This window comes from Stieleria sp. JC731 (assembly GCF_020966635.1).
Lineage (GTDB): Bacteria > Planctomycetota > Planctomycetia > Pirellulales > Pirellulaceae > Stieleria.
This window is the reverse complement of the sequence record NZ_JAJKFQ010000005.1, coordinates 1293103-1313182: the sequence shown is the minus strand read 5'-3', so window position 1 is coordinate 1313182 and position 20080 is coordinate 1293103. Positions and strand designations below refer to the sequence as shown.

The 20080-nt window shown below is 53.9% G+C and carries 11 protein-coding genes; 4 read left to right on the top strand and 7 right to left on the bottom strand.

The window, feature by feature from the left end:
* Positions 1–39: 39 nt before the first annotated feature.
* On the bottom strand, positions 40–222 hold the full coding sequence (locus LOC67_RS15645; protein WP_230263550.1) for a hypothetical protein: 183 nt from the start codon (positions 220–222) through the stop codon (positions 40–42).
* Between the two features lie 381 nt (positions 223–603).
* Between LOC67_RS15645 and LOC67_RS15640 the strand changes: the two genes are divergently transcribed.
* From LOC67_RS15640 to dnaE, 3 genes are all read left to right on the top strand, one after another.
* On the top strand, positions 604–1614 hold the full coding sequence (locus tag LOC67_RS15640; RefSeq protein WP_230263549.1) for a ZIP family metal transporter: 1011 nt from the start codon (positions 604–606) through the stop codon (positions 1612–1614).
* A gap of 1123 nt (positions 1615–2737) precedes the next feature.
* Positions 2738–4003: a DUF1559 domain-containing protein gene (locus LOC67_RS15635; RefSeq protein WP_230263548.1), complete on the top strand. Its 1266-nt coding sequence runs from the start codon at positions 2738–2740 to the stop codon at positions 4001–4003.
* A 515-nt stretch (positions 4004–4518) separates the two neighbouring features.
* Positions 4519–8064: a DNA polymerase III subunit alpha gene (dnaE, locus tag LOC67_RS15630; protein WP_230263547.1), complete on the top strand. Its 3546-nt coding sequence runs from the start codon at positions 4519–4521 to the stop codon at positions 8062–8064.
* A 69-nt stretch (positions 8065–8133) separates the two neighbouring features.
* Here the strand turns inward: dnaE and LOC67_RS15625 are convergent, their stop codons facing one another.
* From LOC67_RS15625 to LOC67_RS15615, 3 genes are all read right to left on the bottom strand, one after another.
* Positions 8134–10497: a TonB-dependent receptor plug domain-containing protein gene (locus LOC67_RS15625; RefSeq protein ID WP_230263546.1), complete on the bottom strand. Its 2364-nt coding sequence runs from the start codon at positions 10495–10497 to the stop codon at positions 8134–8136.
* 240 nt (positions 10498–10737) lie between these two features.
* On the bottom strand, positions 10738–13224 hold the full coding sequence (locus tag LOC67_RS15620; protein WP_230263545.1) for a DUF1592 domain-containing protein: 2487 nt from the start codon (positions 13222–13224) through the stop codon (positions 10738–10740).
* Complete coding sequence (locus LOC67_RS15615) at positions 13224–14537, bottom strand: DUF1552 domain-containing protein (RefSeq protein ID WP_230263544.1); 1314 nt, start codon at positions 14535–14537, stop codon at positions 13224–13226. The genes LOC67_RS15620 and LOC67_RS15615 overlap by 1 nt, the downstream gene beginning before the upstream one ends.
* Positions 14538–14876: 339 nt before the next feature.
* Here LOC67_RS15615 and LOC67_RS15610 point away from each other — a divergent pair, with 339 nt between their 5' ends.
* Positions 14877–15686 (top strand): serine/threonine protein kinase, encoded by an 810-nt coding sequence (locus LOC67_RS15610; protein ID WP_230263543.1) that lies wholly within the window; start codon positions 14877–14879, stop codon positions 15684–15686.
* Positions 15687–15774: 88 nt separating this feature from the next.
* Here the strand turns inward: LOC67_RS15610 and LOC67_RS15605 are convergent, their stop codons facing one another.
* The 3 genes from LOC67_RS15605 to LOC67_RS15595 all read right to left on the bottom strand — a co-directional run bounded on the left by LOC67_RS15605 (position 15775) and on the right by LOC67_RS15595 (position 20069).
* A complete protein-coding gene (locus LOC67_RS15605; RefSeq protein WP_230263542.1) occupies positions 15775–17013 on the bottom strand; it encodes a PQQ-binding-like beta-propeller repeat protein in 1239 nt (412 codons plus the stop codon).
* 60 nt (positions 17014–17073) lie between these two features.
* On the bottom strand, positions 17074–18498 hold the full coding sequence (locus tag LOC67_RS15600; RefSeq protein WP_230263541.1) for a sulfatase: 1425 nt from the start codon (positions 18496–18498) through the stop codon (positions 17074–17076).
* Positions 18499–18632: 134 nt separating this feature from the next.
* Complete coding sequence (locus tag LOC67_RS15595) at positions 18633–20069, bottom strand: DUF1501 domain-containing protein (protein ID WP_230263540.1); 1437 nt, start codon at positions 20067–20069, stop codon at positions 18633–18635.
* Between the last annotated feature and the right edge of the window lie 11 nt (positions 20070–20080).

The following is a 20080-nucleotide window of genomic DNA, read 5'->3' as shown; positions in this document are numbered from 1 at the left end:
TGAAATCGCGTTTCAGCGGCGGAGCAATGACCTGCCGCCCTATTCGTCCGCTTCCATCGCTTTGGTGTATTCCTCATCCGTCATCCCCTCCATCGCCGGAATGTCTTCTTGGACTTCTTCAGTAGCTGGGGCTTCGACAACGGCTTCGCTATGTCCACAACCGATCGAGGTGATCGAGAGTGTCGAAAGCATTAGAATCGCGAAAGGAAATTTGCTGCGCATCTTTGGCTCGCTTACTGATCCCTGAGGCGGGATCCGTTCGGGGAGAAAAACTAGACAGGGCGTTTTGAACCGCCCGCCCCCAAACTAGCAGAGAGCCAACCCTCCTTCAAATCTCACCCCAGTTTGAAGCGCCGACGATTTACGAAGGGCTGGCGAGTGGATGCCTCTTCATTGCATGCAGCCGTCTGGAGTGTTTCTGCGCTGCGAAGCAGTTTTATCCAGCGACGTTGTTCGGCGAAGGATGTCACCGCTAGGAGCGGAAACCACTGCCTATCAGACCGCTGTCTGGGCAGCCTGTCAGATCGACGCGGGCTGTTTGCATAACAGTTGCATTAAGTTATGGTTCGCGGTTTGTGTAGCCAATTCCTTCGGGACAAATAAATGCCCCCCGCGATCCTGTTGATCATTTACTGCGTGCTCATCACGCTAGCGTCGCTCTTTGGAGGGCGTCTGGCTTCGCTGCTGCGGATGACTCACCTAAGAACTCAGATGCTGATGAGCGGCGTTGGCGGATTGATGCTTGGGATCGCGATGCTGCATTTGCTGCCCCATGGCGGCAAGATCCTAAATTCGCATAGCGACGCAGGAATCGGCGCCTTGGTCGGGATGGCCGGCATGTTTCTGCTGATTCGGCTTTTCCATACGCATGACCACGAATTGCCGCTGACCACAGCGGATTCCGAAGAAGCGGATTCCGAGGATGACGCGGCAGACGATCATCAGCATGATCATCACAGTGCACATGAGCATCACCACGATCATTCGCCCAATCATGGTCATTCGCACGATCATGGTCACAGCGGCTGCGTCCATCAGCACAGCCACCATCACCACCACAAGGGTCTGGGCTGGGCCGGACTGTTCGTCGGAATGGCCCTTCACACCCTGGTTGATGGAGTCGCGCTCTCGAGCAGTGTTCTTGCGGACACATCTCACGGGGCGTGGCTCGGCCTTGCCGGACTTGGGACGTTCCTTGCGATCGTGTTGCACAAACCGCTCGACGCGTTTGCCATTACGTCCGTGATGAGCAAACAAAAATGGTCCATCCACGCCCAGGATATTGCGAGCATCCTCTTTTCACTCGCCTGCCCAATCGGCGCGGCGGCCTTCTACGTCGGATTCGATTACTTAACCGAAGACCCCCGATTACTGGGCTGGGGCCTGACCGTTTCGGCTGGCTTTTTCATCGGAATCGCGCTGGCGGACATTCTTCCCGAAGTCGCCTTTCATGACCACGACCGTGGCAAGTTGACGGCAATGTTTTTGATCGGAATCGCAACAGCCGTCATCATCGAAAACCTTCCGGGACATGATCACGCCAGCCACGAATCGCCAAACGCGGCATTTGTTGCCCCCGAGGCGAGGTTTGATCCACAAACCGTCTCTAAATAAGTACCGCTGTTTCATCGCGCCGACGTTCTGGCACTTCGGGATCTTGCCGCGCAGCTAGTACGCCAGTCAGCAGCGGGACGATGCCCGGGTCATTCGTTGAGCACCCCGCCAGGGAAGCTCCCAAAGCTGACCACGCCTAACGACCTGTTGATTTTCAGATTTGATCTCCGGGAACGTTGATTTCGATTCCGTAAAACCAGCGGGCCAGAGGGGACGAGCGCTACCTTCACGGAGTGAAGGGCGACAATGGAAAATTAACAGACGGGTAAAGCGGTAGGATTTGAGCAAAGAGTGAAGAAATCTAGATTTGTATTGACGATCCGAGCCGCTTTCGCAACCGTATAAAGAACGGCGTTTACTTTCTGTGATCGCAAAGGATTGCTACCAATTCCTGTCAACGTGACACCGGACCGATCGATTTGAAACCTCGCACCACATCAACGATTTCATTTTCGTTATGTGTTCTGTTCCTACTGGGACAGTGCATCGGATGGGTGCATGTGAGCAGCTGCCACCACCTGAATTGCGTGGATCAGGCGGACCATTTCGACGATTGTCTGTGCCAGCTCGAATGCGACTCGGCATCACAGAGGCTGTCCGACTGCCCATTTGAACGACGGTCGATTGCCTCATCCGAGGAATACGCGGATTCCGCAGCCCAAAAGGACAACAGGCTGGGGGGTAAGCGACTGATAGCGGACACCCAGCGATCAAAAGCGAGTCCACAACAAACCGACAATAGGCAGTCGCCAGAGGGCTCCAAGCACCATCACGGCGATCGATGTTCGATTTGCCAAACCATGGCGTTTGCGAGCGGATCAGTTGATTTCCCCCCGGCGAATGTCGAAACGATCCATGCGTTCGAATCGATCCAGTTGGTTAGTGATTGTCTTCATCAGAAGGAATTCGCGTCTGTCCCGAATGCACGCGGACCTCCTGCAGCGTAGTTGATTTCTAAGCCCATTGATGTGAACGCTGATCCAGGCCTGACCTTTCGGGTCCGTCGGAACGCGTTTGGCATCCTTCTGCTGCATTTCCTTTCGTGCGAACGAGCCTGGTCAACTCTCGCTCTGCGGCGAATTCTTGCAGCCTTCCTAAATCAATTCGCCAAAATCCATTCATCATGCGCCGCAATTATCCACTCTCAGCATCATCTCAATTTCCCAGCCCCAATTCGCGTTTGTCCCGCCAAGCGTTCACCCTCGTTGAATTGCTGGTGGTCATCGCGATTATTGGAATCTTGGTCGGACTGCTTTTGCCAGCCGTTCAGGCTGCTCGCGAAGCCGCCCGCCGAATGAGTTGCAGCAACAACTTCAAGCAACTCGGATTGGCCCTGCACAACTACCACTCGGCCTACAAAAAGCTGCCCGTTTACAAGGGCGGTACTTGGTCCAACGGATCCGACGGAACCAATGACCGTGACAACCGAATGGACCTGTCGGTGTGGGTCGGCATCACACCGTTCATGGAACAACAAGGCTTGTGGGACCAGATCTCCAATCCCAACACGAAGCTCTATGACTCGGATGTTCGCCGCTCACCAGCATGGCCTCCGATGGGCCCGCGAACATCGCAAGCAAGCTATCCACCTTGGCGGACCGAGATCCCGACCATGCGATGCCCCAGTGATCCTGGTGTGGGAATTCCAGCCTTCGGGCGAACAAACTATGCAACTTGCTTGGGCGATTCGGCATGGATGATGGACCAGGGCAACTTTCAGCAAAACAACTTTGTCCTGGTTCCGATTTCAAATGCCGTCGCGACCGAAACGATTTCCAGTTGTCGTGGGCCATTCGTCGCCCGCCGAACGATGCGTTTCCGGGATATCCTGGATGGATTGTCAAACACGATCTTCGCCGGTGAAATCACGACCGACCTTGGCGACCACGACAAGCGAACGATCGCAGCGATTCAAAACGAATCCGAAGAAATCCGTGACGAACCCGATCATTGCCAACACCAAAACTACTTGAACCCAGAGCGACCATCGTTTTGGTCAGACGGTTCCTATGGGACGGCCCCCACCCTGGCTTCGCTTGATGCGGGCCGTGGATTCCGCTGGGCTTCCGGCGGCACATCCTTCACCGGGATGAACACGATCTTGCCACCCAACAAAGAGCTTTGCCTTGGTGGTGATGCCAACGGCGACGCCTCGTCGATGGGTGTTGCCCCACCGAGTAGCCGCCATATTGGTGGCGTGCATGTGATGCTAGGTGACGGCTCGATCACATTTCTGACCGACTCCATCGAGGCTGGTGACATCCACGACACCAACGTCTGGAGCGGCGGAACGGGACACTCATCGGTGGGCTCTCAAAGCCCCTATGGTTTGTGGGGAGCTTTAGGCACACGTGCTTCCGGCGAAGTGATCAGCGAAAGCCTCAACTAGTGCTTCGTTCCGTATGAAAATACGGGTTCGGGTCATCAGCCGACGGCGTTATCCCCGGTTATTGCAATGAAACCGTGGCTAACGCCATTCGGCGAATCCTAAAATCGAGTAGGCTTGTCGCCCTATCAGCCGCACGGCGTTAGCCGCGGTTCTCACACTTGCAACCGTGGCTAACGCCATACGCTAATCCTAAAATCGAGTTGGAACGAAGCACTAGCCGATACTAAAAGTCGGCTTCAAACCGCATCGAGATGCCCCGGTGGGTGCGAAACCTACCGTGGCATTCGATCGGGTGCTGCATCTGTCGCGACGTATTAGCGGCCTTCGATAAGAACCGTTGCTTCTACGTTTGGTCGAAGATTCACGCCCCGCACAGATTCTCCAGAACGCAGCTATCGCAGTTGGTGACGCTCCGAATTCGTCACAGTATCACTGCTATCATTCCCGTCGCTGTGATACGATGGTGAGACCGCTTCAACCGCACGGAATCACCTGCAAGGAGGACCGCCTTCACCATGTCGGATCTTGTCACGGAATCAGCGAACGTTCGACCATTCGTTCACCTTCACTGCCATAGCCACTACAGCTTGCTTGACGGTGCCAGTGACATTAAGCGATTGGTCAATCGCGCCGTCGACCATGGCATGAACGCACTGGCGCTGACCGACCACGGGAACCTTCACGGTGCGCTTGAGTTCTACCGAACGTGTAAAGGGGCGGGCATCAACCCGATCATTGGGTACGAAGCCTACATCGCTCCGGGAAGCCGTTTTGACAAAGGCGGCGCCGGCAGCAGTAAAGATGCGAGCTACCACCTAACACTGCTCGCCAAAAACCGCACCGGTTTTAAGAACCTGATCAAGCTGGCAAGTGCCGCTTCGCTGGAAGGTTTCTACTTCAAACCGCGGATCGATAAAGAGATCCTAGAAACGTACAACGAGGGGCTGATCTGTCTTTCCGGGTGCGTTAGTAGCGAATTCAGCCGTGCGGTCATGAAAGGCACCGACACGGAAGAAGCCATACAAGAGGCGATGGGCATCGCCAGTTGGTTCAAAGGCGTCTTCGATGACCGCTATTTCATCGAAGTGATGAACAACGGTCTGGACATCCAACGCATGCAGTTGGAAGGCGCTGTCGACATCGCAAACAAGATGGGTTTACCGCTCGTCGCGACCAGCGATTGCCACTACGTCAATCAGGAAGACGCGGAAGCACAAGACATCATGTTGTGCATCAACACGGGTCGTTTCCGTACCGATACGTCGCGGATGAAAATGGAGAACGATCAGTTCTTCCTTCGTAGTCCCGATCAAATGTACGAGCACTTCCCCAAGATGGAAGACGCGGTTGCTCGTAGCCAAGAGATCGCTGACACGGTCGATATCGACCTTCAGTTGGGCAAGTACTACTTCCCGAACTTTGAATGCCCCGACGAACTGAAGCCGATCGATTATCTGCGAAAGCTTTGCATCGAAGGCTTGATGGAACGTTATGAAGGCGATGACGAACGAATCGTCAATGGCGAGCTTTCCGAAGAAGTCATCGCGCGACTGAATCGCGAATTGGGCGTCATCGAGAAACTGAATTACCCGACGTACTTTTTGATCGTCTGGGACTTCGTGATCCACGCTCGTAACAACGGTATCTCCGCGACGGCTCGGGGTAGCGGTGTGGGCGCGTTGGTGTGTTATGCGCTCTACATGTCGCACGTCTGCCCGTTGCGATACGACTTGCTGTTTGAGCGGTTTCTTGATGAAAGTCGAACCGAGCCGCCCGATATCGATATCGACTTTGAAAAGGAGCGTCGCGGCGAAGTCATCGAATACGTCAAGCAGCGATACGGTAGCGACAACGTCTGCCAGATCGGAACGTTCGGTACCTTGGCCGCACGTGCGGCGATCAAGGATACCGGTCGAGCCTTAGGCATTCCGCTCGCACGCGTGAACCAGATCACCGAAATGGTTCCCGACGAGCTAAAAATCACGATTGCGAAGTCGCTGGAAAAGAGTGCGGACCTAAAACAGACCTACGACGGCGATCCTGAAATCCGCGAGTTGCTGGACCTCGCGATGAAGATCGAAGGTCTTGCCAGAAACGTCGGAACACACGCCGCTGCGGTTGTGATCGCTGACAAAGCACTATCTGAATACGTGCCTTTGACACGTGTCCCCGGAAAGCAAGACGTGATCACCCAGTGGTCGATGGGTGACGTCGAAGCGAGTGGTCTGTTGAAGATGGACTTCTTGGGGCTTCGTAACCTGACGATGCTCAGCCGGTCGGTGATTTTGGTCAAGCAAACCACCGGCAAAACGATCGACCCTTTGAAGTTCCCGCTCGACGACAAAGAAACCTATGCGTTGCTGCAACGTGGCGAAACGAAAGGTGTATTCCAGCTGGAATCGGGAGGCATTCGAGACCTGCTGACCCGGATGAAGCCTGACTGCTTCCACGACATTATCGCGACCGCCGCGTTGTATCGTCCCGGTCCGCTTGAAGGCGGGATGGTTGATGACTACGTCAACATTAAACACGGTCGTCAGGAAGCCGAATACAAACACCCGGTTCTGGAAGACATCCTGTCGGAAACCAACAGTGTGATGGTTTACCAGGAACAGGTGATGCGGATTCTAAACCGCTTGGGTGGAGTACCGCTCGCTAAAGCGTATACCTGTATCAAGGCGATCAGTAAAAAGAAAGAAGCCCTGATCAACCAGAACCAAGAGGTCTTTCTCAAAGGCGCGGTCGAAAGCGGCCTGGCGCAAAAAGACGCCGAAGACATTTGGAATCTGATCGTCAAGTTCGCCGGCTATGGCTTTAACAAGTCGCACAGTACCGCGTACGCACTTGTCGCCTATCAAACGGCTTACCTCAAAACACACTATCCGGTGGAGTTCATGGCGTCGCTGCTGTGCAGCGATATCGATGGGCGTAACTTCAAGCGAAAAGACGCTCTCATCGAACACATGGAAGACTGTGACCGGATGGGCATCGAAGTCGTTCCGGCGTGTATCAATCATTCCGATGCCGACTTTAGCGTTGCCGACGGGCGAATCCACTTTGCACTCTCGGCGATCAAATCTTGCGGCGGTTCAACCGCGATTTCGATTGAACAAGAACGCAAACGGAACGGCCCTTACAAAGACATCTTTGATTTCTGCGAACGTGTCGATCCCCAAGCTTGTAACAAGTCCGCGATCGAAACGTTGGTCAAAGCAGGTGCGATGGACTGCTTTGGTGCCAAACGAAGCCAGCTTTTCTCGGTGATCGAGAAAGCGATCCAAGCCGGTATCGCCGTCCAAGCGGATAAACGAAGCGGCCAAGCAAGCTTGTTTGGTGCATTTGAAGACCAGGAGGCTGAGCAAGTCGCTCCGACGCTGCCAGAGATGGACGAATGGCCCGATCGTGAAAAGCTGATCAACGAAAAAGAGGTTCTCGGTTACTACCTCGACTCACACCCGCTGGCCGAATTCGAACCTCGACTGGCAACCTTCCGGACTCATCAAACCGACGGTCTTGGCGACATCCAGGATCGTGGCGAAGTCATCTTGGGTGGCATGATCAGTTCCGTCAAAATCGCGCACACCAAGAATCCCAAACCCGGTCAACCGTCCAAGTATGCGAACTTCGACTTGGAAGACATGAACGGAGCGATTCGCTGCATCCTATGGCCGCGTGGTTTTGCTGACCATGGTGAGAAAGTCATTCCCGATGGCGTCGTCTTAGCCAAAGGAAAGCTTGACCGGCGTGGCGGTGGTGACGAAGCCAACCTGATCATCGATGAACTGATCCCGATCGATGATCTGGACAATCGCTATACGCACGGAATGCGGATCCGCCTCGACGAAGAAAAGCACGAAGCGCAAACCTTAAAGCTGCTTCGTGAGATCCTGCGAGGCTACCCCGGCAATCAAGAATTACTCTTTAGTATGCGACTGATCGAAGGTGAAACCGTTCACTTGAAATCAAGCATGAAAGTTCACGTCACGCCAGAAATGCGTACCCGAGTCGACGACTTACTGGGATCAGGCTGCTATCGTTTGATGATGAGCAAACCTCGCTAACCGGCGGCCCATGGAGGGCCGCCGCGTATGTATCCGGGATCCCATCATCAAGATGGAATCCCATTGGGCCTACAGTGAGTACTGGTATCCGAACACGGCGTTAAATCCGGGCCCATCGACACCGCTTCCGAGTACGCGAAAATACTTGTCAGTGATGTTTTCAAGCGACAGTGAAACTTGGTGCTGGTTGCATGCCCCGAAGCTGCGTCCGGTTCGCAGGTTTAGCGTCGCGTAGCCAGGTGTACCACCAGCAATAAAGCGAACGTCACCCAAATTCGAATCGCTATATCGATCCGCACGATCGACCATCCAGGTAAAGACGTCGATGTACGAATTGTTCGAAGGCTCAGTCATCCGCAGCCCCAAAACACCTTGAGTCGGTGGCACGCGAGAGATGAAATCGCCCGTCGTCGTTACCGTTCCATAGGTATAGTAGAAGTTCCCATAGAGCGCGAGGTTGTCGTGAAGCAAGTACTGCCCCGCCAGTTCCGTCCCGTTTAGGTAGGCTTCTTGGTTGGTGAGGAATCGTGATCCGCCGATCACTTCTCGCGAGATGAAACTATCGAAGTCCGTCCAGAACTCAGTCACCTGCAACCGCAGCCGATCATAGTTGAACTTCAAGCCGACTTCGTATGTCTTGGTATGTTCTGGTTCGACATTCAAGTTGCCGACCAATGGCACCGACTGACCATTTTGCAAGAAGGTCTTGTTCGCGGTCAGATCGTCGATTGTCGGGGCACGGAATCCTTCATAGTACCCGCCCACCAGTCGCACGTCGTCAGTCAGGTTGTACCCCAAACCGATACTGGCAATCCAATCCTGGTAGGTGCGCTGAAAGTAGGTTGGGCCAATCGTATCGAAATCTGGTGTTCCCGACACATTGATATTCTCGTATCGAACCGAGGTCGTCGCGTCCAAGCGATCTGTCAAGGGAACGAACCAGGAACTATAAACACCAACGCGGTCGGCCTTCGAATCGTCGGGATACTGGGGATCGGTCGGTGTCGGCGTTGCACCTGGGGATAGCGGGTTATCGATGCGAACACGTTCGGCATTGATGGACTCGTTGTAATAGTCCATCCCGTAGGTCAACTTTCCATAGTCATTTAGATCCTTGCCAAACGACACGGTCGTGCCCCAACCCAAGTCATCAAACTCGCCGATTTCACGTCGACTGATCGTGTCGCTGGGATCGTTTCCCGTGTAGCGATCGACGATCGAAGCTTCCTTGGTGCGCGAACCGGACAGGGTGACCGAGTAGGTATCGGCGAGGGGCACATCGTCAGGAAGAAGACCTTCCAAACGCCCGTAAATCAAATCACGCTGTTGCGGATCGAAGTACGTCGGACGCTGTGTCGGCACACTTCCGTTGCTAGCCGGGCCAAGCACGAATGGTAAGAACCGATCACTGCGCCCCAAATCGTATTGCTCGAAGTGTTGCATCGCGAACGTGAAAAGGTGGTTCTCTGTCAGCATGCGCTGGATCTTCAAGTCTCCAGAGAATTGTTTGTAGTCCGTCCCGGGCTGGCGACCGAGGTCACCTCCTCGGTCAAGCTCGCCGACATCCAAATACGAGATACCGCCGGTAATCCCAGTCGCGCCATACCAGCCACCAAAACCGGTCCTCGTGTACGATGATGCTTCAGCAGTGCTGTAGGTCTGGGTGAAGAGCGGGCTGAGGTAGTTGCCACGCAGCGGATCCGCAGATCGAGTGACGACGTTGATCACACCACCGATCGCGTCGCTTCCCCATAAGGCGGACTCCGCACCACGGATCACTTCGATATGATCAATGGATCCGGGATCGATTGTCGCGGCGTATTGGTTGGGCCCCGGACGAAGGATGCTGGTATTCATTCGAATGCCGTCAACCAGGATCAGCACCTGCTGCCCGGTGAGCCCTCGGATGAAGGGCGACAATTGTCCGTTGCCCGTTTGCTGCAACATCACGCCGACTTCGTTTTGCAGCGCTCGATACATCGTTGTCGCTTGCCGTCGATCCAACGCATCGCGATCGACGATCGATCCCATCCGAGTCGATTCGAACAGGCTCGCTTCATTGCGGGCGATACTGTTCAGGCCTGTCGGATTGCTCATCGAACGCCCGAACACCTGATCGGTCAACGAATCAAACGATTCGCTGAACGGTGCATCGCTATTGAAGCTTCCCGAGGCGGATGAGAATTGTCCGGACTCCGCCGGAAAGTTACCGATCGAAGCGGAACTGTCGGATGAGGAATCAACCGAGTCATCTGCGTTCGACTCCAGTTCGCCGGGACGTACTTCGACCTCGGGCAATGTGGTTGGGTCTTGCTGTAGTGCAGAAGCGAGCGTGACTGGCGTACGATAGGGGGGCAGCGGTTCATCCGCGAAAGCAAAGGGGTGTATTGCCTGGGCCGCGATGAATGCGAGCAATGAAATCCGTTTCATCATTCTTCCGGTGTGATGCCACACCATTCACCGTCGCGACTGGGCTAGGATTGGTGTGGACATAAGTCGTCACCAATCTTCGTCGGGAAACTTGACGCAATCGCTTCAGGTAGTCCGCTGATCGCCGTCAAAGTCAACCTAACCCGTCGTCGCGAGACGCGAAATAGGAAGCGGAATGACGGAAATTATGACATCGTGATCAAATAACCGTCGCTAGTGCTTCGTCAGGGCAGTGGTGATGAATCATCGGCGAGTAAACAGTTCGCTGGCAACAACACGCTCAACCAACGTTCTCGTCGGATAATTTTGATCTTCGAGATCCGACAGCAGCTGGTCGATCGCCCAACGATCCGAGGGCTCCATTCGGCGGCCAATCGCATACGCAAATAGCTTGTTGGTAAACGCCCTTGCAAAGAATTCTTTGCGTTCCAACAGCGATTCTTTTAGCCCTGCGGGACCTTCAAAGGACTTGCCCCCAGGTAGTTGCCCGGACGTATCAATGTCGGTCCGGTTCGGATAGCGATAGCGGACCTGTCCGATCGGATCGAAGCATTCCAAGGCGAACCCGAGAGGATCGATTTTGCGATGACACTGATTGCAGGTGTCCAGTGTCCGGTGTTTTTCCAACAGATCCTTGATTCCCTTCGCCCCACGGACATCCGGATCGATCGCCGGCACGTCATCCGGGGGTGGGGGCGGGGGCGTGCCGAGAACGTTCTCAAGCATCCAAACCCCGCGAATCACTGGCGAGGTCTCGATCCCATTGGCCGAGACAGTCAGCACACTCGCATGACCAAGAATTCCGCCTCGCTTCGCGTCTTCGAAATTGACTTGCCGAAATCGAACCGCGTCGTCCGGTTTGACTTGGGATTCGACACCGTAGAGCTTGGCCAAGTCACGGTTTACAAACGAATAGTCGGCATCCAAACAATCTGTCAGCGGAAGATCATGCTCGATCAGATTGGCTAGGAACAGCTGTGATTCCCGCTTCATCTCGACTTCCAATCCGCGGGCATAGTATTCCCAGAACTTCCCTCGATCCGGAGGCATCTCTCCCAACGCTCGCAAACCGAGCCAAGAATCGGTAAAGCCTTCAATCATACGCGAAAACTTTTCGCCAGCCATAAGACGCCTAGTTTCGGCGAGCAGTGTTTCTGAATCAAGCTTTCCGTCATCGGCCAATGATCGCAAACGTTCATCCGGCATCGAGCTGGTCAAAAAGTAAGCCAAGCGTTCCGCGAGAGCGTGTTGCTGCAAACGGTCAGTTCCCGGTTCACACTCCGGATGGAAATACAGAAACGAAGGAGAGCACAACGCGGCTTTGTAGCTGTCCTTAATCGCATCGACCAAGGATCGTCCTTGATCTCGGCGTGACTGATAAATTGCCAGCAGGCGATCAACCTCATCATCTCGCACCGGCCGACGAAACGCGCGTCCGGCAAAACGCCGAATCACTGACTCGACTTCCGCTTCAGAAATTTCGCCTGACGGAAGCAATTGGTCTCGAGTCTGCTGCGGCCATTGATCGATTAACGGCCCGCGGATGGCGATTTCATGAATTCGAATTTGCGGCATCTTGCCATGTTTCAGCATCGCATTTCGACCAACGACAATACCGGCTCCGCCACGAGCTTCTTTTGGCAGCGTGTTGTTGTAAATGCGGTGAAAACGGGTGTGTAGATTTCGCATCCCGTTCATGCCATTTTCGAAAGTGAATCGTGGTGTGAATCCGCGATCAAGAAAAACGCGAAGCGTATACCACTGTGGATCACCTTCATCGATAATCGTTTCGGCCAACAAAGGCTGGATCGGTTGGACGACGTGTAGCTCACCAACTTCGTGATTGCCTGGACGGATCCCCATTCGGAATGGTTCCGACAAATCAATTTTTAACTGTTCCGGGTCATAGGGGCTGTCGTGGTGCAACGCTTGGGCGAGCACTTTAATTTCGTAGATCCCATCATAGGGCACCCCGTGTTCAAATTCCTTGATCGAACCGTACGCGCCTTCTGGCTTATCTGCCAACGGGCAGTCGTACAAACACATGTACCGATAGTTGAATGCCCTTCGATGCGCGATTGACAATTCTGGCTGAGTCGGGAAGCGACCTTTGAAATGCCAGGATTGCTCGGCAGGTTTGGCCCGTTCGCGGAAGGCTTTTTCCACAATGGCATCCGCAGCATCAAGGTATTGCTCCAGCAGGTAGCTGGACATAACCAAGGAATCACCGATGTTGTCCAGATGCTCGACCGTACTATCACGCGGAAACTTTGTCGTCGGGTCGAACATGGACATGTCCATGTCAAACAAGTCTCCAATCGTTTCCAAGTACTCACGCTGCGATAGCCGGCGCAGAACGGTTTGCCCTCCAGTACTGGACTTCGCAACGCGATGTGTTCTCAGGTTAGCGGTGAGCTGTTCGATTGCCCGTTGTATCTGCGCAGAATCTGGTTGGTCCGCATCCGGCGGAGGCATCGCACCGAGCGTCAGTTGATCGATGATTTCTTGAGTTAGTATCAACGAGTCTTCGCTATCGGAATTCAATGAAAGCGATTCGAGATCACGTTCACCGCTGGCGTCATCGCCGGTATGGCAATCGACACAATAAGTCGTCAAGAATCTGCCAGCCGATTCGATATCCGATTTCGATTCCGCGAAAACCTGCCCCGAAACCATCAAGCAGACGATCGACGCGAGAAGCAGGCTAGCTCTGGTTGGTTGGTTCTTCATCAAACCAACTCCAATCCGGTCAAGGTTCCCGTGCTGGTTGCAAAGCTTTCGGTTTCAATACCGAATCGTTGTAACATCGAAACGAACAAATTGGTCAATGGCGGGCGATGCTGATTCTTCTCATCAAACGTCAGGAAACTTTGATGGCGGAATCCGCCACCGGCGAGCACGATCGGCAAGTTCGAATTGGTATGGGAGTTCGCGTTCCCCATTCCACTACCGAACAGAACCGTTGTCTGATCCAGCAGATTTGAATGCTCCGTCTCGAAGGATTTCAGCTTGTCTAAGAATTTCGAAAACTGCTCGACTTGATAAGCATCAATCACTTTCAACGCCGCAATGGCGTCTTCGCGTTGACCGTGATGCGAAAGCGCGTGATAACCGGACTTGAAGCCGAAGTCCCGAGCTTCAAAATCACCGCCAATCTCCAAGGTCGCAATCCGAGTAGACCTGGTCTGCAGTGCCATCGCGATCAAGTCATACAACATTGGCAAATCGTCGACCATATTCGTATTGCGTGGCGCGTCGAATGGAGCATCGGGCTTTGGCACATCCACCCAACTCTGTTGGTTGCTCAATCGCTTTTCAACTTCTCGAATCGAAGTGAAATACTCATCCAACTTTTGCCGATCACGAGCGTTCAAATCTTTCGCGACTGATTTTGCGTCGCCATTGACGCTGTCCAAAATCGATTGCTTCAATCGGTAGCGGTCGTCTGCCTGTTGCTTGTCAGATGCTTTGATTCCTACGAAAAGCTTTTCAAACAATTCACGCGGTCCGGTAATCGGTGGCACCCGCGTCCCCGCACGACTCCATGACATCTGGCAACCGCCATGGATCCCCGAATCACTTCCGACGGTCAACGATGAAAATCGAGTTTGGCCAGCCACTCGTTCAGCCGCAAATTGATCAACCGAGATATTGCCGTCGGGCATTGTTTTCGCATCGGCATGCTTGATCCCACTTAGGAACCCATGAATCGCAAAGTGCCCACCTTTGAGTCCATGATCAAGTCCACCGATGATGGTCACGTCGGACAAATGCGACTGAAGTGACTGCAACGTCGGCGACAGTTTATGTCCGCCCGTTTTTCCATCGCTGTTCTCACTGGGCCAAAACGCACCGGGATAAAAACCGAGCATGTTGCCAATGCAAACCATGTTTCTCGCAGCTGACTGATCGTCAGGAGCATTCAAGTTCTCAGTCGCCGAAGCTGGCTTTCGAAGCGAATCGAAGGCCGGCAGCGCAACCGTGATCCCTGCGGCACGAAGAATGGAACGTCGACTCGCTTGCGAAGATCTTTGTTTTGGCATGGTGAGAATTGCGCCAGAGGTAGGAGACATCGAAGAAAACCGATGTGCTTCAGCCCATTCTACCCAATGTGGTGCCACGATTGAACTTGGAAACAAAAGGCGCTCTGTCGCCAAACCCCATGCATTTACCGCATCGTCAAAGGCTTCAACGTTTCACTAGCTAGCCAGATTTGCGTTCAATCGCGGCCAATCGAAGGTCAAACGGCAAAGAGAGAGTTTAGGCAAGACAAATCGAGTTTTCGGATTGTAAATGGCAATCGGTAGCGATGGTCGCGATTGGCCGATGAACGATCTTTGGAAGTCTGCTTCCATTTTTCTGCCTCCTCTGTCGAGACTCCGATGCCCAATCGTCAATTACAGCAGTCGTTGCCTAGCCAACTTGGAATCTGGCGTTTAGGTCAGCTCATTCATGAAGGCAACGAAAACGCTGTCTTTCGGGCACAACCGATTGACGCCGCGGGAAGTCCTCGTTGGGACTATGCAATTAAAGTTGCGAAGAACGAAGAAGCTCGCCAGGGTATCGCTCGCAGCATTATTGCTGCCGCATCACTTTCGCATCCAAATCTTGTCACTGTCTTGGATGGCGATGCTCGTTCGGCAACTGCGTACTTGGTGATGCCACGCATTGTCGGTGACTCGATGCAATCCAATCTGCAACGTGGCCCACGTCGTCCGCTTCCGGTCGCCCTTTGGTTTGTACGCCAAATGTGCCAAGCACTGGAATGTATGCACAAATCAGGATGGGTCCATGGCGATGTGAAACCGACCAATCTGATCCTCTCTACCAACGGCCATTTAACACTATTGGATTTGGGATTCGCTTTCCGTGGCACTCTCGATCAGTCTGCGCCATTTCGCGGAACCCCAGCCTATGCCTCTCCGGAATTGCTAACCAATCCGTCCGCCGCCAGCCAAGCAAGCGACATCTATGCCGCCGGACGTATCCTTTGGGACTGGCTTGCAAACGTCGACACTGCGAACGAGCTTTTGTTGAGTCCTGTCTGCGAACTGGTCGAACAGATGGCTGAGGAGCATCCCGAGCACCGCCCTACAGCATCGAAAGTTGTTCAATCACTACTGCGGCTCGAAATTGATTCGCTCGGTGAACACATCGAACCAAGTCAGAACAACTATCGACGCGCCGCATAGTGATTGCCAGCCGGTTGCCAAGAAGCTGACTGGGATCGAGTTTTTTCAATCGGTCGCTTTCGACCGACTGTGGATATCGCTTAAGCATTCACTTAGCCGATTCGCTAACGCTGTACAGCATTGACTTGCTGCGCAAGATCAACTCGCTACCGACAACCGCAGGTGACGCCATGTACCCGTCACCGAGTTGGCCTTGTGACACGAGTTGGTAATCTTTGCCAGGCAGGAATACGAACGTCTCCCCGTCGGTATTCATCGCATAGATCTTGCCATCGGCGAAAACCGGTGACGCGGCGAATGCACCGCCCGCGCGTTTCTGCCAAAGAAGATCTCCCGTTTGGGTCTCTCGCGCCGAAACGATTCCGTCATCGCTAGTCATATAAAGAATGCCGTCGATGACCAGCGGTGACGACTTCTTCGCAACCGCTTTGCGTGAACTCCACTGGACTTGGCTATCGGTAATATTCCCGTGGCCTTTTGGATTCACGGCGACCATCGATCCCATCCCGTTAGTCAAGAACAACAGTCCGTCGTCAAGGATCGGACGAACCGAGGCGTTCATGCCACCGTGGTAGACCGTCCATAACGGTGTTCCGTCTTTTGGATCGTATGCCTCCGTCGCAATTGCACTTGGGTAAACCAACGCGGCCTGACCGTCGACTTCGATCACCTGTCCTGTGCCATAGGCCTTTTTCAAATCCCCATTGTCGGTCCCGTAGTCGATTTCACGCTTGTGTTCCCAGACTGTCTCTCCGGTCGACTTGTCAAACGCGATCACGAATTGAACATCGAAACCGTCATAGGCGACAAACAACTTGTTGTCATACAGAATGGGTGAGGACGCGGGGCCACGGTGATGATCACACTGTAGGTCAGTGCGTTTCCAGATGATGTCTGCAGTCTCGGTGTCCAAACATGCGGTCAAGTACGCGCCGAAGTGCACGTAAACACGCCCATCTTCGATCACTGGCGTCGGCGAAGCATAGCTGTTCATCGGATGACAGAACGCTGGCTCGTCGTTTTGCAACAATACTTTGTCATGGACAATCTTTCCGCTCGCCCGTTCGACACAGATGACCGACATTTGCTTTCCGTCTTCGGTCGCTGTCGTCAACCAGATCTGATCGTCCCAAACGACCGGTGACGACCATCCTTTCCCATGGATCGGCGTTTGCCATCGAACCACCGATTGGTCGATCCGATCGGGAAGCGTCCCAGACTGAGCGATGCCATTGCCGCGTGGCCCACGATATTCCGGCCAATTCTCACCGGCAAAACAAGAGATTCCGGCGAGAGAAAACAACAGCAACAGCGTGCGAATTTGCATGGTGGGGTCTAAAAGGCAGGTGCAAGGTGGGAAGAAGCACCCGCCATTTTACCCCGTTCGCTAGCGGCTTGCTGGCTTGAACCGATGCTCGCCCTTTCGGGCCGCCCGCAGTGATTCCACGGTGTCTTGTTCAGGCCCCGGGTCGCCTTGCGATTTCATCCAACGGTCCAGCTCACCAGAAAGCCGCTTTTGAGCGTCGGCAACACTCTGGCTACCCGCCAAGTTGTTCAATTCGAATGGGTCGCTTTCCAAGTCGTACATTTCTTCAGCCGGACGACGCATGTAGCGTTGGATCAGTTGGTACGCCTCTGGGTTGTCAAACGAATTGAATACCCAAGTCTGCCAGTACATGTTGTTCAGCTTGCCGTCACCCTTGACCCCCATCAAGTGTTTTTCGATGTAGAGGTTTTCGTTGGTCAGGTTCCGGATGTAGTGGTACTTTCCATCGCCAATCGAACGGATCGGATACGAAGGTCCCTCGGGAACATTGTTGTGAATCCCGTAGACAAATTCGCGATGCTTGTCGGATTCACCGCGAAGCACCGACGCAAAACTTTGTCCGTCGAACGCATCCGCGTCGTACGACAGCCCAGCCATGTCCATCAACGTTGGCAAAACGTCCGCGTACTGAACCAGGGCATCGGTGCGTTTGCCCTCGGGAACGACTCCCGGCATGCGGGCAACCAATGCGGTATGAACGCCAGTGTTGTAGTTCGTCCACTTGTTACCAGGAAACTGCGAGCCCTGCTCGGAAGAGAACAGCACCAACGTGTCTTCAGCATGACCGCTGGTTTCCAGTGTTTCCAAAATCTGGCCAACTTGTGAATCCATGTAGGTCACCTCGGCCAGGTAACGACCGAAAGCGCGCCTTGTTTCCGGCGTGTCGGCGATATTCGGTGGAAGTTTGATCGATCGCGGCGGATATGCACTGGCATCTCCCATGACCCAAGGCACGTGTGGCTCAACCAAAGCGACGACCAAACAGAATGGCCCGCCATCACGAGTCATGAATTCACGAATGGATTTGACTTGATGGGGTTTGGTTGGGTCACGAACGCAATTGTCATCGAATCCCTCGACGTTTTCGAACGGGAATGACTGACGCGGTGACACGTGAACTTTACCAGCGATTCCGACACGATATCCCTCGGCCCCAAGATATTGAGGCATGCTTTCGATGTCAGGACGGCTGGCGGAGTGATTCCAAGCACAACCGTTGCTCATCGGGTAAAGCCCCGAGTACAGTTCAGCTCGACACGGTTGGCAGATCGCTTCGGCTAAGTAAGCCTGATCGAAAACAAGGCTTTCCTTCGCCAATCGATCGAGGTTCGGTGTCTTCGCATTGACACCGCCGTACATCGGAAGGTCATTGTGAGTGCAATCGTCAGCAAGGACGATCAAGATGTTTGGTTTTGCCGCTTGGACTGCGGGCATCGATACGAAAGCCAGTATCAATGTCGCGATCGAGCTAAAGAGAATCCGCATAGTGTCGCCGGTAAGGGGAAAAGTGAGATCGTGAGGAGGGAGCAAACGAATCCCAGAGACATAAAAAAAGCCCGATCACTCTGACCGGGCCTGATGAACCCAATCTTCATTGGGCTCGATAGATTAACGATCAGCTACGCGATGATATCGTAGATCGGGTCAACATGCTCGACACCAACCAGCTTCTGATCCAATCCGCCGTAGAAGTACGACAGCTGATTGGGCTCGAGCCCCATCAAATGTAATGTCGTCGCGTGTAGGTTTTTGACCTCGAGTGGGTTTTCGACTGCAGCGGCGCCAAGTTCGTCGGTCGTTCCATAGGACACGCCGCCCTTAATTCCGCCACCAGCCATCCACATGGTGAAGCCAAACGAATTGTGATCGCGACCGGAACCTTCGGCGTATTCCGCGGTCGGTTGCCGGCCGAATTCGCCGCCCCAGATCACCAAGGTTTCGTCCAACATTCCACGCTGTTTCAGGTCAGCCAACAAGCCTGCGATTGGCAGGTCAGTACGACCGGCGTGACGATTGTGATTGAGTTCCAAGTCGCCGTGAGCATCCCAGTTGTCGTCATTGTGGGCGCCGCCGCTGTATAGCTGAACGAAGCGGACACCACGATCAACCAGACGACGTGCGATCAAGCATCGTGTTCCGAAGTCATTGGTCTCTTCGCGATCGACGCCGTACATCGACAAGGTACGTTCGTCTTCGTCTGACAGGTCGACTGCTTCGGGAGCAGCCGATTGCATTTTGTAGGCGAGTTCGTAGCTGCTGATCCGTGATGCCAAGTCGTCGTTATCTTGACGGCCAACCAAATGACGCTCATTGGCTGCTTGGATCGAATCGATCATCTCACGTTGAACCGCTTCGCTCATTCCTTCGGGACGATTGAGGTTCAAAATCGGTGCGCCCTTGCTGCGGAACACTGTCCCTGCGTAGGTCGCAGGCATGTAGCCGCTGCTCCAGTTTTTCGCACCGCTGATCGGTCCCGCTTTTGGATCGAGCATGACGACATAGCCGGGCAAGTTTTCATTAACCGAGCCCAGTCCGTAATTCACCCACGATCCCATGGCAGGACTGCCGGAAAGGATCTTTCCGCTATTCATCATCAACATGGCTGAGCCGTGGATTGGCGAATCAGCCGTCATCGAATGCAAGAACGCGATGTCATCGACATGCTTAGCCACGTTTGGGAAAAGAGTACTAACCTCTTTGCCACACTCGCCGTATTTCGCGAAGTCCCAACGTGGCTCGACAATTCGTCCGCCGCTCTTTTTTCCGCCACGTCCGAAGGTCTGCACGTCGACGGTCTTGCCGTCCATGCCTTTCATCTTCGGCTTGTGATCGAAAGTATCGATATGGCTTGGCCCACCGTACATGAACAAGAAGATCACGCTCTTCGCTTTCGGCGCGAAGTGTGGCGGTTTGGCAGCCAATGGATTGATGCTTTCAGATGCAGACAGAAATCCGTCCTGTGAGAGCATCGAGGTCAAAGCGGCAGCGCCAAATCCGGCACCGGATTGCCACAGGAATTCCCGTCGTGTGCGACCGCAAAAGTTTCGTTTCGTCATCGTCGTTACTC

What these genes read in the sequence shown, in the direction of transcription:
- LOC67_RS15600 (WP_230263541.1), bottom strand. Translation starts at nt 18,498, where the DNA reads ATGCGGATTCTCTTTAGCTCGATCGCGACATTGATACTGGCTTTCGTA.
- LOC67_RS15645 (WP_230263550.1), bottom strand. Translation starts at nt 222, where the DNA reads ATGCGCAGCAAATTTCCTTTCGCGATTCTAATGCTTTCGACACTCTCG.
- LOC67_RS15625 (WP_230263546.1), bottom strand. Translation starts at nt 10,497, where the DNA reads ATGATGAAACGGATTTCATTGCTCGCATTCATCGCGGCCCAGGCAATA.
- LOC67_RS15595 (WP_230263540.1), bottom strand. Translation starts at nt 20,069, where the DNA reads ATGACGAAACGAAACTTTTGCGGTCGCACACGACGGGAATTCCTGTGG.
- LOC67_RS15640 (WP_230263549.1), top strand. Translation starts at nt 604, where the DNA reads ATGCCCCCCGCGATCCTGTTGATCATTTACTGCGTGCTCATCACGCTA.
- LOC67_RS15605 (WP_230263542.1), bottom strand. Translation starts at nt 17,013, where the DNA reads ATGCAAATTCGCACGCTGTTGCTGTTGTTTTCTCTCGCCGGAATCTCT.
- LOC67_RS15635 (WP_230263548.1), top strand. Translation starts at nt 2,738, where the DNA reads ATGCGCCGCAATTATCCACTCTCAGCATCATCTCAATTTCCCAGCCCC.
- LOC67_RS15615 (WP_230263544.1), bottom strand. Translation starts at nt 14,537, where the DNA reads ATGCCAAAACAAAGATCTTCGCAAGCGAGTCGACGTTCCATTCTTCGT.
- LOC67_RS15620 (WP_230263545.1), bottom strand. Translation starts at nt 13,224, where the DNA reads ATGAAGAACCAACCAACCAGAGCTAGCCTGCTTCTCGCGTCGATCGTC.
- LOC67_RS15610 (WP_230263543.1), top strand. Translation starts at nt 14,877, where the DNA reads ATGCCCAATCGTCAATTACAGCAGTCGTTGCCTAGCCAACTTGGAATC.
- dnaE (WP_230263547.1), top strand. Translation starts at nt 4,519, where the DNA reads ATGTCGGATCTTGTCACGGAATCAGCGAACGTTCGACCATTCGTTCAC.